Origin of the sequence: Paraburkholderia sp. USG1 (assembly GCF_031570135.1) — a bacterium.
Taxonomy (GTDB): domain Bacteria; phylum Pseudomonadota; class Gammaproteobacteria; order Burkholderiales; family Burkholderiaceae; genus Paraburkholderia; species Paraburkholderia dioscoreae.
Window position 1 is genome coordinate 320,698 of the sequence record NZ_JAMWXW010000006.1, and the last position, 13,614, is coordinate 334,311.

The 13,614-nt window shown below is 61.5% G+C and carries 14 protein-coding genes and 1 other RNA gene; 3 read left to right on the plus strand and 12 right to left on the minus strand.

Annotation, left to right across the window (positions count from 1 at the left end; all coding sequences use genetic code 11):
• Positions 1–16: 16 nt before the first annotated feature.
• Positions 17–1,147, plus strand: a complete 1,131-nt coding sequence (locus tag NE850_RS11055) for an anhydro-N-acetylmuramic acid kinase (RefSeq protein ID WP_007180425.1) — start codon at positions 17–19, stop codon at positions 1,145–1,147.
• A gap of 92 nt (positions 1,148–1,239) precedes the next feature.
• Here NE850_RS11055 and erpA read toward each other — a convergent pair whose 3' ends face one another.
• The 3 genes from erpA to rplM form a co-directional block, all read right to left on the minus strand.
• Positions 1,240–1,605 carry an iron-sulfur cluster insertion protein ErpA gene (gene erpA, locus NE850_RS11060; protein ID WP_007180424.1) on the minus strand — a complete coding sequence of 122 codons (366 nt, stop codon included), beginning with the start codon at positions 1,603–1,605 and terminating at the stop codon, positions 1,240–1,242.
• 278 nt (positions 1,606–1,883) lie between these two features.
• Positions 1,884–2,276 (minus strand): 30S ribosomal protein S9, encoded by a 393-nt coding sequence (gene rpsI / locus NE850_RS11065; protein ID WP_007180423.1) that lies wholly within the window; start codon positions 2,274–2,276, stop codon positions 1,884–1,886.
• Between the two features lie 11 nt (positions 2,277–2,287).
• Complete coding sequence (gene rplM / locus NE850_RS11070; RefSeq protein ID WP_007180422.1) at positions 2,288–2,716, minus strand: 50S ribosomal protein L13; 429 nt, start codon at positions 2,714–2,716, stop codon at positions 2,288–2,290.
• A 647-nt stretch (positions 2,717–3,363) separates the two neighbouring features.
• Here rplM and NE850_RS11075 point away from each other — a divergent pair.
• Positions 3,364–3,786 (plus strand): OsmC family protein, encoded by a 423-nt coding sequence (locus NE850_RS11075; protein WP_007180421.1) that lies wholly within the window; start codon positions 3,364–3,366, stop codon positions 3,784–3,786.
• Between the two features lie 107 nt (positions 3,787–3,893).
• Here the strand turns inward: NE850_RS11075 and rnpB are convergent.
• The 3 genes from rnpB to pyrC form a co-directional block, all read right to left on the minus strand.
• Positions 3,894–4,307, minus strand: an RNA gene (rnpB, locus tag NE850_RS11080) — RNase P RNA component class A.
• A gap of 95 nt (positions 4,308–4,402) precedes the next feature.
• Positions 4,403–5,230: a DUF3025 domain-containing protein gene (locus tag NE850_RS11085; protein ID WP_310698737.1), complete on the minus strand. Its 828-nt coding sequence runs from the start codon at positions 5,228–5,230 to the stop codon at positions 4,403–4,405.
• A gap of 12 nt (positions 5,231–5,242) precedes the next feature.
• Entirely contained in the window at positions 5,243–6,304 is a 1,062-nt protein-coding gene (gene pyrC, locus NE850_RS11090; protein ID WP_165187035.1) for a dihydroorotase, read from the minus strand.
• 168 nt (positions 6,305–6,472) lie between these two features.
• Here pyrC and NE850_RS11095 point away from each other — a divergent pair, with 168 nt between their 5' ends.
• On the plus strand, positions 6,473–7,411 hold the full coding sequence (locus tag NE850_RS11095) for a class II glutamine amidotransferase (protein ID WP_007180418.1): 939 nt from the start codon (positions 6,473–6,475) through the stop codon (positions 7,409–7,411).
• 134 nt (positions 7,412–7,545) lie between these two features.
• Here NE850_RS11095 and NE850_RS11100 read toward each other — a convergent pair whose 3' ends face one another.
• The 6 genes from NE850_RS11100 to NE850_RS11125 form a co-directional block, all read right to left on the minus strand.
• Positions 7,546–8,271, minus strand: coding sequence for an amino acid ABC transporter ATP-binding protein (locus tag NE850_RS11100; RefSeq protein WP_007180417.1), 726 nt, complete (start codon positions 8,269–8,271; stop codon positions 7,546–7,548).
• Positions 8,268–8,945, minus strand: a complete 678-nt coding sequence (gltK, locus tag NE850_RS11105) for a glutamate/aspartate ABC transporter permease GltK (protein ID WP_310698738.1) — start codon at positions 8,943–8,945, stop codon at positions 8,268–8,270. The genes NE850_RS11100 and gltK overlap by 4 nt, the downstream gene beginning before the upstream one ends.
• Positions 8,945–9,685, minus strand: a complete 741-nt coding sequence (locus NE850_RS11110) for an amino acid ABC transporter permease (protein WP_007180415.1) — start codon at positions 9,683–9,685, stop codon at positions 8,945–8,947. Before NE850_RS11110 ends, gltK begins: the two co-directional genes overlap by 1 nt.
• 82 nt (positions 9,686–9,767) lie before the next feature.
• Positions 9,768–10,661: a glutamate/aspartate ABC transporter substrate-binding protein gene (locus NE850_RS11115; RefSeq protein ID WP_007180414.1), complete on the minus strand. Its 894-nt coding sequence runs from the start codon at positions 10,659–10,661 to the stop codon at positions 9,768–9,770.
• Between the two features lie 264 nt (positions 10,662–10,925).
• The gene (locus NE850_RS11120; protein WP_007180413.1) at positions 10,926–12,248 is read right to left on the minus strand and encodes a Glu/Leu/Phe/Val dehydrogenase; all 1,323 of its coding nucleotides are present in this window, start codon (positions 12,246–12,248) and stop codon (positions 10,926–10,928) included.
• A 136-nt stretch (positions 12,249–12,384) separates the two neighbouring features.
• A complete protein-coding gene (locus NE850_RS11125) occupies positions 12,385–13,341 on the minus strand; it encodes a LysR family transcriptional regulator (protein ID WP_007180412.1) in 957 nt (318 codons plus the stop codon).
• Between the last annotated feature and the right edge of the window lie 273 nt (positions 13,342–13,614).

Consider the following 13,614-nt stretch of genomic DNA (forward strand, 5'->3'; position numbering starts at 1 on the left):
CGAGAGGAGCAACAACGTGGCGCAAGACCCCGCAGACGGCGTCTACTTTGGATTGATGTCCGGAACGAGCATGGACGGCGTGGACGGTGTGGCCGTCAGGTTCGCGCAAGGCAAGCCGCCCATGGTGCTGGCCGAGGCGTTTGTCGGCTTTGCCGCGGGCCTGCGTGACGCACTGTTCGCGCTCCAGCAACCCGGAGACAACGAGATCGAGCGCGAGGCGCTGGCTGCCAATGCGCTCGCCACGCGTTACGCGGTGTGTTGCCATGACCTGCTGCACAACAGCCGTGTACCCGCCGCGGAGGTGCGTGCGATCGGCGTGCATGGGCAGACGGTGCGGCATCGGCCGGAAAAGGGTTATACGCGGCAGATCAACAACCCGGCGCTGCTCGCGGAAATGATGCATATCGACGTGATCGCCGATTTCCGCAGCCGCGACGTCGCGGCCGGCGGCCAGGGCGCGCCGCTCGTGCCGGCGTTTCACGCCACCGTATTCGGCGCGAAGAACGAAACTCGGGTGGTCTGCAATCTTGGCGGCATCAGCAATATCACGATCCTGAACGCGACCGGCAGCGTGCGCGGCTTCGACTGCGGGCCGGCCAACGCGCTTCTCGACGAATGGGCGCAGCGCCATCTAGGCAAGTCTTTCGACGAGAACGGCCATTTCGCGGCCGGCGGCCAGGTGGATCGCGCGCTGCTGAATGCCTTGCTCGACGAGCCGTTTTTCAGCCAGCAGCCGCCGAAAAGCACCGGCCGCGACCTGTTCAACGCTGATTGGCTCGATGCGAAGCTGCAGCCGTTTGCCGCGCTTACCCCCGCCGACGTGCAAGCGACGCTGGTCGCGCTCACCGCGGTGACGGTCGCACGCGAGATTGAACGGCACGCGTCGGACGCGCGAGCGGTCTACGTCTGCGGCGGCGGCGCGCGCAATCCGGAAATTCTGAAGGCCTTGCAGCAGGCATTGGAAGACAGCGGTGTCAGCGGCGTGCCCGTCATGACAACCGATGCGCTAGGCGTGCCGCCGAGCCAGGTGGAGCCGCTGGCGTTCGCCTGGCTCGCCATGCGCTGCGTGGCGCGTCGCCCGGGCAATTTGCCTGCGGTGACAGGCGCGTCCGCCGAGCGCGTGCTCGGCGCAATCTACCCGCGTTGAGCTGAGCTGAGCGCGGCGCGGATTTCGGCGCAGGCAATAAGAAACGGAGCCGAAGCCCCGTTTCTCACAATCGGTTGCTCAACAACCAGTCGTCACACCGAGAACGATGAGCCGCAACCACAGGTGGTCGTAGCATTGGGGTTCTTGATGACGAACTGAGCGCCGTTGATATCGTCCTTGTAGTCGATCTCAGCGCCCACCAGATACTGGTAGCTCATCGAATCGATCAGCAGCTGGACGCCGCTCTTGTTCATGACGGTGTCGTCTTCGTTGACGGCTTCGTCAAACGTAAAACCGTACTGAAAGCCCGAGCAGCCGCCGCCCTGCACGAAAACGCGCAGTTTGAGGTCCGCATTGCCTTCTTCTTCGATCAGTTGCTTGACCTTGTCAGCCGCTGCGTCGGTAAAAACGAAGGGGGCGGGCATCTCGGTCACGGGTGTATCGGTGACTGCGTTCATTCGAACTCTCCAAAAAGCTTCTAACCGCTATTGTAGGGCTGATCTCGATATCGTGCCGAAGCCCACAAAGTCAATGGGTTCTTCCAGAGAATCAATGGATAACGCGTTCTTCCGCCACCAGCCCGGCTGAGCGGGATGTATCGCCGCTCTGCGGACGAGTTCGTTGCCGCAACACTAAATCGCAACGACCCGCGAACCCATGAAAAAAGCCGCCTTCGCGAAAGCGTTGGCGGCTTTTGCAGCGCACCGGCCCGAGAGCCGGTTTGCACCCGAAACGATTAACGCTTCGAGAATTGCTTCCGGCGACGCGCCTTGTGGAAGCCGACCTTCTTACGTTCGACTTCACGAGCGTCACGCGTGACGAAACCAGCTTTCGACAGTTCCGGCTTCAGCGTTGCGTCGTAGTCCATCAGCGCGCGGGTGATGCCGTGGCGAACCGCGCCGGCTTGACCCGTTTCACCGCCACCGTTCACGTTGACCTTGATGTCGAACGTAACGCCGTGGTTCGTGAGTTCCAGCGGCTGACGCACGATCATCAGTGACGTTTCGCGCGAGAAGTAATCGGCGATAGGCTTGCCGTTTACAATGATCTCGCCCTTGCCAGCCTTGATGAAGACGCGTGCGACGGCGCTCTTGCGGCGGCCCGTGCCGTAATTCCAGTTACCGATCATGTGGGCTCCCCTTAGATCTCGAGCGCTTTCGGCTGTTGTGCCGAATGCGGATGCGTTGCTTCAGCGTAGACCTTCAGCTTCTTGATCATCGCGTAGCCGAGCGGGCCCTTCGGCAGCATGCCCTTGACCGCTTTCTCAAGCGCACGGCCCGGGAAGCGTTCCTGCATCTTGCCGAACGTCGTTTCATAGATACCGCCCGGGTAGCCCGAGTGACGGTAGTACTTCTTGTCAGTAGCCTTGTTGCCCGTGACGCGCAACTTACCCGCGTTGATAACGATGATGAAATCACCGGTGTCGACGTGCGGAGTGAATTCAGGCTTGTGCTTGCCGCGAAGACGGTGTGCCACTTCGCTGGCGACACGCCCGAGAACTTTATCCGTCGCGTCAATCACGTACCATTCACGCGTAACCTCATGGGCTTTTGCGGAAAACGTCTTCATGATCGATCCAAAAAAATTGCTGCGCCCAATGTGTTTTTTCCTGCTTGTAATGTGCGCATCGAGGCGCGTGCAGGCTCTCCCTGGTTCTTCCTCCGCGGGCGCGGATGCGGAAAAGCCCTGAATTATAAAGGAATTTGCTACGGCAAGTCAAAACGTACGGGGGTTTGCGCGAGATTTGCGGCAATCCGGCAGCGGCGGAGCGCGTTTTAGCGCCCTTTCGTGCACAAACCGCCCGGGCCCGGACAGGGCGCGGGCGAAAAAAAACCCGAACGAGCGGTTCGGGTTTAATCCACCAAAGGAGGAGGTGGAGGAGACAGATCGAATTATATGAGCGCACCTTGTGCGACGCAAGAACATTTGCATTGCGAAATACGATTTCATAATACGGCAATCGCATTTTGCGACTTAAGGGCGCCAAAAATTCTTTTGAATCAAATACTAAAGAACACCCGAGCGCCAACGCCCGCAGACATCGCCTAGAGTAAAACCCCTAAACTCGTCAGGGCATTCCCGGATTGGCTGAACATGCCGCAGCGCAGCACGCAAGCTGTCATCACGCATAACTTGTGACAAAAGTCGCCTCGGGCGGACACCCGAACACCGGGCTACAATGCCGTCTCGATAAGCGAAGCGCGGTGGAGCAGAGCATGGAATGCAAAGTAAGCTGGATGGGGCAAGACGGGATGGCGTTTGCAGCCGAGACGGGCAGCGGCCACCTGGTGGCGATGGACGGCGCGCCTGAAGGCGGCGGCCGCAATCTCGCGCCGCGTCCGATGGAAATGGTTTTGCTCGGCACCGGCGGCTGCACCGCCTACGACGTCGTGATGATCTTGAAGAAAAGCCGTCAGGAAATCGCCGGGTGTTCGGTCACGCTGAAGGCCGAACGCGCCAGCGAAGATCCGAAAGTGTTCACGAAGATTCACTTCCACTTCACTGTGACAGGCAAGAATCTCAACCCGGCCACGGTGGAACGCGCCATCAACCTGTCGCACGACAAATACTGCTCGGCCTCGATCATGATCGCCAAGACCGCCGAGCTGACGCACTCGTTCGAGATCGTCGCTACCTGAAAGCGGACTTGCGGTTGCGGCGCGGGCCGGAACGCTCGCCGCCGGACCGAGCGTACAAAAAGTAAAAATGCCGGCGTCCATATGGACGCCGGCATTTTTTTGTCAGATGGCAAAGCAGGCCGATAAGCCGGATTCTGTGCACGCGCCACGTCCGAAGACGCGGCGCGCGTGGCAGCCATTCCTCTAGGCGCGCCATTGCTGACGCGCTCAAGCTTCCTACCCGCAGACGTGACGGGGGCCCCGTCCTGCATCTCGAAGATGCTAGCCTGCCTACTTGGAATTGCTCCGGGTGGAGGTTACCGTGCCGGTCTGCCTTGCAGCAGCCGCGGTGCGCTCTTACCGCACCGTTTCACCCTTACCTGATCCCGGCTTGCGCCGGGCCATCGGCGGTTTGCTTTCTGTTGCCCTATTCCGCGTGTTGCCACGGATGGCCGTTAGCCATCACCCTGCCCTGTGGAGTCCGGACTTTCCTCGCCCTCTTTGGCCGAAACCGCGGAGGCCGCGACTGCCTGGCCTGCTTTGCTGGGGCGGATTTTAACACCTGCGGCAGCGGCAAGCCGGGGCAACGGCTGAAATAGCCGGATGGCCAGGGAATACCGCGACACCCCCCCCGCGCTCAGCGCGCGCGCCGCCCCGTGCGAAACACGGACGTGTCGTCGTAAAACACGGACGATTCGTTGTCCGGCCACCAGCCCGGAATGCCCAGCACGGGCAATGGCGCGAACATCCGGCTCGTCAGTGCATCCGTGCCCAGCAGCGCTGTGGCGACCGAGTCGTCCAGAAACGCTTCGCGCTTCATGGCGTCCCATTCAAAGTATGCGGCCGGCACATCGACGATCCACGCATGCCCCGTGCAGGCCTTGAACGGCACAACCAGCTTTTCCATCAGCGCATGGCCGAAGCAGCGCACTTCGCAACCTGCGCCCCAGGCATCGCGCCGGGCGAGCAGCAGCGTTTGCCAGTCGAACCCACGCAATGCCGCGCTCAAAGCAGGGTCCGCGCATGCGAACAGCAGCGCATTTTCGTCGAACAGGGTCAGCATGTCGCGTACGCCGCCGCGGCTCGGACCAACGCCCAACGCGTCAATCGCCGCCGACTGACGCGCGTTCAGTGCCGCCTTGATATGCGGAAAGGCGAACCACATCGACGCATTGAAGAAGTCGTGCAGATTGTGGCGTGTCGGCACGCAGCCGGTTGCCGCGATATGCGCCTCGTACGCCGCGCCGGGCGGCAGATCGTCCTGCGCGATGAACGCGAGGCGTTGACCACGGCCTGTGCTGTGCCGAATCTCTCCGGCGTCGGCGTTCATTTCCGCGAGCAATGCCTCGTAGCTCGTCAGCGCAGCCCGCTGCCAGCGCTTGCCGCGTTCGGCGAACGGCGCGAACCACGGCTTGGTCCAATCGATGGCAGCGAAGCCCGGCGGCTCCGCCTCACGCGCCTGCATCGTGCTGATGCCTTAAACCAGGCGCCAGCCAATCGACTCGCCGCCGCGCAGCGGTACGACCGGCGTATCGCCGACCGGCAGTTCGGCCGGCAGCGTCCATTCCTCACGACGCAGCGTAACTTTCTCTTCACTGCGCGGCAGACCATAGAAATCCGCGCCGAAAAAGCTCGCGAAGCCTTCGAGCTTGTCCAGTGCGCCGGCCTTGTCGAACGCTTCCGTATAAAGCTCCAAAGCATGCAGCGCCGTGTAGCAACCCGCGCAGCCGCACGCATGCTCCTTCAGCCCCTTCGGATGCGGCGCGCTGTCCGTGCCGAGGAAAAAGCGCGGATTGCCCGACGTCGCCGCCTCGACCAGCGCCACCCGATGCGTCTCCCGTTTCAACACCGGCAAACAGTAGTAATGCGGGCGAATGCCGCCCTGGAAGATCGCGTTGCGGTTGTACAGCAGGTGATGCGCGGTGATCGTCGCGCCCAGCAGTTCCGGCGCCACGCCGGCTTCGCGGATATAGTCGACCGCGTCTTTCGTGGTGATGTGCTCGAACACCACCTTCAGCGCCGGAAACGCGCGGCGCAGCGGCGTCATGACCCGGTCGATGAACACCTTCTCGCGGTCGAACAGATCGATTGACGAATCCGTCACTTCGCCGTGCACCAGCAGCGGCATGCCCAGTTCCTGCATCACTTCGAGCGTTTTCGCGCACTTCATGATGTCGGTGACGCCCGCGTCCGAGTTGGTCGTCGCGCCCGCCGGGTACAGCTTCACGCCGTGCACGAAGCCGCTTTCACGCGCGCGGCGGATTTCGTCGGGCGGCGTGTTGTCGGTCAGGTACAGCGTCATCAGCGGTTCGAACTTCGCGCCTTCGGGAATCGCGGCGACGATGCGCTCGCGATAAGCCTGCGCCATTGCGGTGGTCGTGACCGGCGGCTTCAGGTTCGGCATGATGATCGCGCGGCCGAACTGGCGCGCGGTGTCCGGCAGCACAGCAGCCAGCATCGCACCGTCGCGGACGTGCAGATGCCAGTCGTCCGGCCGGACGAGCGTGATGGAGTCGAGGGAAGCGTTGGAAGCGGTCATGGCGAAAAGGGGGACGAGTTTCGGCGACAAAAGCCAATCTATGCGGTCAAACCGCGACGTTGCGGCATAAACACACGTCAATTTTGCTATTTGGCGTTTCTGGCTCGGTGATATGCTTGGAAAATCATCATTGTAACGGCTCGCCCCGTTCACAGGCTTACCCGCAACATGTGCCAACTTCTCGGAATGAACTGCGCCGCGCCAACGGACGTCACGTTCTCGTTCACCGGCTTTGCGGCGCGCGGCGGCGTCACCGACCACCATGCCGACGGCTGGGGCATCGCCTTCTTCGAAGACAAAGCCTGCCGCCTGTTCATCGACCATCAATCGTCGGCTACCTCGCCGATCGCCGAGATGGTCAAGCGCTATCCGATCAAATCGAAGAACACCATTGCGCATATCCGCAAGGCGACGCAGGGGCACATCCTGCTCGAAAACTGCCACCCGTTCATGCGCGAACTGTGGGGACGCCACTGGATCTTCGCGCACAACGGCGACCTCAAGGATTATTCGCCGGCCCTGTCGGGCGTGTACCAGCCGGTCGGCACGACCGACAGCGAACTGGCGTTCTGCGCGCTGCTCGAAGGCTTGCGTAAGGCTTTTCCCGGCGCGCAGCAGCCGCCGCTCGACGAATTGTTTGCCGCACTCGAAACGCTCACGCGCGAAATCACGCAATTCGGCGTGTTCAATTTCCTGATGTCGAACGGCCAGGCGCTGTTCGCGCATTGCTCGACCCATCTGTATTACATCGTGCGGCGCTGGCCGTTTTCCACCGCGCATCTCGTCGACGCGGACGTGTCGATCGATTTCGCCAAATACACGACGCCCGAAGACCGCGTCGCGGTGATCGCCACCAAGCCACTGACCGACAACGAAGTCTGGACCGCGTTCGAACCGGGCGATCTGATGATGTTCCAGCACGGCGAGGTGATCGGCCGCGTGAACGTGCCGGTGCCGGTTTCGGTGCTCGAAAAACTGCGCAATCCCGCTTTGGACGCGTCGGCTTCGGCCAGCACAATCGCGGCTTCGACCGAAGCCATGCAAGCCGAGAGGGACGCCGAGGTGGATCTGGAAGCTGCGGACGACGCCGCCGCATTCGAATCCTGAGCGCTCGAGCAGTTAAGCCCGCCGACGTTCGCTCAAATCGAAGCACCAGAAACAGAAAAGCCGCTTTCGAAGCGGCTTTTCTGTTTCCGTGCTCGTGGGCCGCACCGCCTGAACGGCGCGGCCCCAAGGCACACTCAGTGCAGGATCTTGGCCAAAAAATCCTTGGCGCGATCCGACTTCGGATTGGCGAAGAAGTCTTCCTTGCGGTCGTCTTCCACGATCAAGCCCTTGTCCATGAAGATCACGCGGTGCGCGACCTTCTTCGCGAAGCCCATTTCGTGCGTGACGCACATCATGGTCATGCCTTCCTGCGCGAGTTCGACCATCACGTCGAGCACTTCGTTGATCATTTCCGGATCGAGCGCCGAAGTCGGCTCGTCGAACAGCATGGCGATCGGGTCCATCGACAACGCGCGCGCAATCGCCACGCGCTGCTGCTGACCGCCCGACAACTGGCCCGGAAACTTGTCCGCATGCGCGCGCAAGCCCACGCGATCGAGCAGCTTCAGCCCTTTCGCCGTGGCTTCGTCTTTCGAGCGGCCGAGCACCTTCACCTGGGCGAGCGTGAGGTTCTGCACGATCGACAGATGCGGGAACAGTTCGAAGTGCTGAAACACCATGCCGACCTTGGAGCGCAGCTTCGACAGATTGGTTTTCTTGTCGGTGAGCGACTGACCGTTGATGATGATCTCGCCCTTCTGGAACGGCTCGAGGCCGTTGACGGTTTTGATCAGCGTGGACTTGCCCGAGCCCGACGGCCCGCACACCACCACCACTTCACCTTTTTTGACTTCCGTCGTGCAGTCGGTCAGCACCTGAAACTGACCGTACCACTTCGAAACATTCTTGATAGAGATCATCTTGCGACCTTTTTCTGAAGACCTTTGACGAGGCTCGACGCGATCACGCAGATCACGAAATAACACGCGCCCGCGAACAGTACCATTTCGACATTCGTACCGTCACGGTCGCCAATATTCGTAGCGGTGCGGAAGAAGTCGGCGAGGCTGATCACGTAGACGAGCGACGTATCCTGAAACAGCACGATACCCTGCGTGAGCAGCAGCGGCACCATCGCGCGGAATGCCTGCGGCAGCACGATCAGGCGCATGGCCTGCGCGTAGTTCATGCCGAGCGCGAACGCCGCGTTGACCTGTCCGCGCGGCACGGCCTGAATGCCGGCGCGGATGATCTCCGAATAGTACGCCGCCTCGAACAGCGAGAACGCGACCATGGCCGACGCAAGGCGAATGTCGATATCCGCCGACAACCGGAGCACGTTCTGCAGCACTTGCGGCACGATCAGGAAGAACCACAGCAGCACCATCACCAGCGGGATGGAACGGAAGATCGTCACGTAGCCCTTCGCGAACCACTCGAAGGGTTTGAACGACGACAGCCGCAACATCGCGAGAACGGTGCCCCAGATAATGCCGAACACGATCGCGATCACCGTGATTTTCAAGGTGACGACGGCGCCGGTCCACAGCGTAGGCAATGCGCCCGGAATACCGCTCCAGTCGAAATGGTGCATTACTTGCCTCCGATATAGCCGGGCAACCGGGTCTTCGCTTCGACCCAGCGCATGAGTTGCATCACGACCAGATTAATCAGCATGTACGCCACCGTGACCGCGATAAACGACTCATACGTCTGCGACGTATAGTCGACCAATTGGCGCGCCTGAGCGGAGAGATCGAGCAAACCGATCGTCGACGCGACCGCCGAGTTCTTGAAGATATTCAGAAACTCGGACGTGAGCGGCGGCACAATGATCCGGTACGCGACCGGCAGCAGCACGTAGCGATACGTCTGCCATTGCGTGAAGCCCATTGCCAGACCCGCGGCGCGCTGGCCGCGCGGCAGCGCATTGATACCCGAGCGCACCTGCTCGCACACGCGCGCGGCAGTGAAGAGCCCGAGACAGATGATCGACGACGAGAAGAACTGCGCGCCCGGCGGGAGTTGCTTGAACCAGTTGCCCACCGAAACCGGCAGCAACTCCGGTATCACCAGATACCAGATGAAGAACTGCACGATCAGCGGAATGTTTCGGAAAATCGCAACATAGAGCGTGCCGATGCCCGACGCCCATTTATTCGGCACCGTGCGCAGCACGCCGAACAACGAACCGACGATCAGCGCGATCACCCATGCCGACAGCGACACGGTAATCGTCACCCAGAAGCCCGACAGCAACCAGCCCAGATAGGTGGTCGGCTCGCCGGTGGAGACCGGACTCAGCAGAATGCCCCAGTTCCAGTGATATGACATGACCAAGACTCCAGCAAAAAGAAACGGAAGAAGCGCGTGGCCCCTTCCGTTTCGTTCAGCGTTTCAAAAAAACAGCTAAGGTTTAATCGATTGCCTTGTCATTCGGGCTCTTGTAGAGCGCCTTGATGTCGTCGCTTTCCGGGAAGTTCAGGTTCAGGCCCTTCGGCGGAATCGGCGATTCGAACCACTTCTTGTAGATCGCGTCGGCTTCGCCCGAGGTTTCGACCTTGGCGATCGCGTCGTCGACGACCTTCTTGAATTCCGGATCGTTCTTGCGAATCATGCAGCCGTACGCTTCATGCGATTGCGGCGCGCCGACGATCACGAAATCGGCCGGGTTGTTCGACTTCGCGCGTTCGCCCGCGAGCAGTGCGTCGTCCATCATGAAGGCAGCGGCGCGGCCCGTGGAGAGCGTCAGGAACGACTCGCCGTGGTCTTTCGCGCTGATGATGTTCATGCCCATGCTCTTGTCCTGGTTCATCTTGCGAAGCAGGCGCTCGGAGGTGGTGCCGGCGGTCGTGACGACCGTCTTGCCCTTCAGGTCGGCCCAGTCCTTGATACCGGAGTCTTTCTTGGTCATGAGGCGCGTGCCGATCACGAAGATCGTGTTCGAGAAGGCAACCTGCTGCTGACGTTCAGCATTGTTGGTGGTCGAGCCGCATTCCATGTCGACGGTGCCGTTCTGCACCAGTGGAATACGGTTTTGCGACGTGACCGGCGTGAGCTTGACCTTCAGGTTCGGCATGTTCAGCTTCTGCTTCACCGCGTCCACCACTTTCAGGGCGAATTCCTGCGAGTAGCCGATAACGTTCTGCTTGTCGTCGTAATACGAAAACGGGATCGACGATTCGCGATGACCCAGCGAAATGACGCCCGTGTCCTTGATCTTTTTCAGCGTACCCGCGTCTTGCGCATGCGCGCCAACCGTGAACAGTCCGAGAGTCGCGAGCAGCAGCGCAGCTTTTTTAACCTTCATTTTTGATCTCCTTGGCAAGAACCGGCGCCAGTTTAGCAAAGTAATTATTCTGAAAGTATCGCTATAAACCATGTTGTTGCGTGGCCGCCGCTAAGCGTTTGCGGCGCTTGCGGCCGGTCGGTCAACCTTTCCGGATATGCAAAGGCGAGCGGCATCGATACGATGCCGCTCGCCGGGCCCAACACGCGGTCTCGTGAACCGCGTCAAAGCAGGGATTGGCGGCGGTCCTGCCAGATAGCAGAGCCGCCGTTCGCAACGGAAAGATCAGGGATACAGGCCGCGCAGTTCGCGCGCTTCCAGGATCCGCTTACACGCGACGATAAACGCCGCGGTCCGCACGGACACCTTCTGCTCGCTCGAAACCTGCCACACAGCGGCGAACGCTTCGCGCATCACACGCTCCAGACGCTGGTTGATCTCGTCTTCCGTCCAGAAGAAGCTCGAAAAGTCCTGCACCCATTCGAAGTACGACACGGTCACGCCGCCGGCGTTGGCCACCACGTCCGGAATCACGAGAATGCCGCGATCGTGCAGGATGTCGTCCGCCGCCGTGGTGGTCGGGCCGTTGGCGCCTTCCACGACGATCTTCGTCCTGATCTTCGCCGCGTTCTTTTCGGTGATCTGGTTTTCCAGCGCGGCCGGAATCAGGATGTCCGATTCGACCGTCCAGAATTCTTCATTGGTTACGGCGTCCGCTTCCGGGAACCCGCCCACGCCGCCGTGCCTGGCCACGTGGTCGAGGAGTGCGACCGCGTCGATACCCGTCGACTTGTACAGCGAGCCGGTGTGGTCCTGCACCGCGACCAGCTTCGAACCCGCTTCCTGGAACAGACGCGCCGCGATTCCGCCGACGTTGCCGAAACCCTGCACCGCGATGCGCGCGCCTTCGATGTCCACACCGATACGGCGTGCGGCTTCGGAAGCCACCACGAACACGCCGCGGCCCGTCGCCTCGCGGCGGCCGAGCGAGCCGCCCAGCGTGATCGGCTTGCCCGTCACGACGCCCGTGGCAGTTTGGCCCTGGTTCATCGAGTACGTGTCCATCATCCACGCCATGATCTGCTCGTTCGTATTCACGTCCGGCGCGGGAATGTCGGTATTCGGTCCGATGATGATGCCGATTTCGCTGGTGTAGCGGCGCGTCACGCGTTCGAGCTCACCGCGCGACAGGGTGCGCGGGTCGACCCGGATGCCGCCCTTCGCACCGCCGTACGGCACGTTGACCGCAGCATTCTTCACCGACATCCACGCCGACAGCGCCATCACTTCCGACAGCGTCACGTCCTGGTGGTAACGCACACCGCCCTTGCCCGGACCGCGCGACACGTTGTGCTGCACGCGATAGCCTTCGAAGTGTGCGACCGTGCCGTTATCGAGTTCGATAGGCACATCGACGATCAGAATGCGCTTCGGGCGCTTCAGGGTTTCGAGCCAGCGGGACAGGGAGCCGAGGTACGGCGCGACGCGATCGACCTGACGCAGGTAGTTGCCCCACGGGCCGAGGTCGTCTTTATTCAGGTAGGAAGGAACCGAGTGCAACGTTGCTGCGGATTGTGCGAGTTGTGCTGCCTGTTGCTGGGATGACATGAACGCTCCGGCGTTGATCGAATGACAACATTGTCGAAAAACGCCGTTTTGAAATCCAATGCCGTTTCCTTATCCGATTATGTTTTTTTTGCATAACCATCAGGAAGCCGCAAATTCGCGTCGTAGGGGGGCAGGTTCAGGCCGCGCCCGGCGCCAGTTCCTGCGACACCACGTCCCACAGCTGACGCACGAGTATCTGGCGGGCATCGTCGCTCTTTGCCGCGAGCTTGTCGCGGTACAGACGGATCTCCATGGTCAGCGTGAGTTGGCCTTCCGGCGTGCCGCGTGTGGCGCGGTCGAGGCGGATCAGCTTGCCGTCGGCGACCGCGTCTTCCACCGCGCTATGCGGCAGGAAAGCGATGCCGTGCCCGGCCAGCGCCATCGCCTTGAGTCCTTCGGCCATGTCGGTTTCATAGAGCCGGTCGAGATACAGACGCTCCGGCGCGTTGGCCAGAATCACTTCGGTCATGCGGCCCAGATAGGCGTTCGGCGTATAGGACAGATACGGCGTGGGCGCCTCGGCGCTGCCCGGCAACGTGTGACGCGGCCGGCCCGCACGGCCGGGCGCGGAGAACGGACTGATCGGCTCGATGCCAAGCGTCAGCATGTCGTAGCGGCCCGGATCGAGCGCGACCGGGTGGCTGGGATGGTGATAGCCCATCATCAGATCGCAGCCGCCTTCCACCAGCGACAACGCCGCATCGTGCACGTTCAGCGCGCGCAGCCGGGTATGGATCGGGCCCATCTGCGCTTCGATACGCTGCAGCCAGCGCGGAAAGTAAGTCAAGGACAGCGTATGCGGCACCGCGAATTCGATAGTCGCCTGCGGCGTCGCCGTATGCCCGCGCAGCAACGCCCGCGCCTCGTGGAACTGCGACAGCATGGCGAGCGCCTGTTCGTTGAACACCTGGCCGGCCGCCGTCAACCGCGTCGGATAAACCGAACGGTCGATCAGTTCCGTGCCGAGCCACGCTTCCAGCGCCTGAATCCGCCGTGAGAAAGCCGGCTGCGTGACGTGCCGCAACTCGGCCGAACGACTGAAACTACGCGTTTCCGCGAGCGAAACGAAGTCTTCGAGCCATTTCAGTTCCATGCGGAGCCTGCCACCAGCGGAGGGAAGAAGTCAGCATTCTAGATGCTGCCGCGAAGCTGACCGCGGCGACGCGGCGAGGTCCGGCCATGTCTGCCCGCGAAATCGGACTATGCCGATAGGCCAGGTCGAGGCGACTCTATATCTTGCCTCGGGCAATTCGCGGAGCCTCTGTCGGCCCAGTAGTGTGCCTCGAACGACACCGCGCCGAGCAGAACGAGGTAGTCGCCGTTCCGAATCGCACCACGCCGCAGCCACGCAACTCCGGCTATCGAC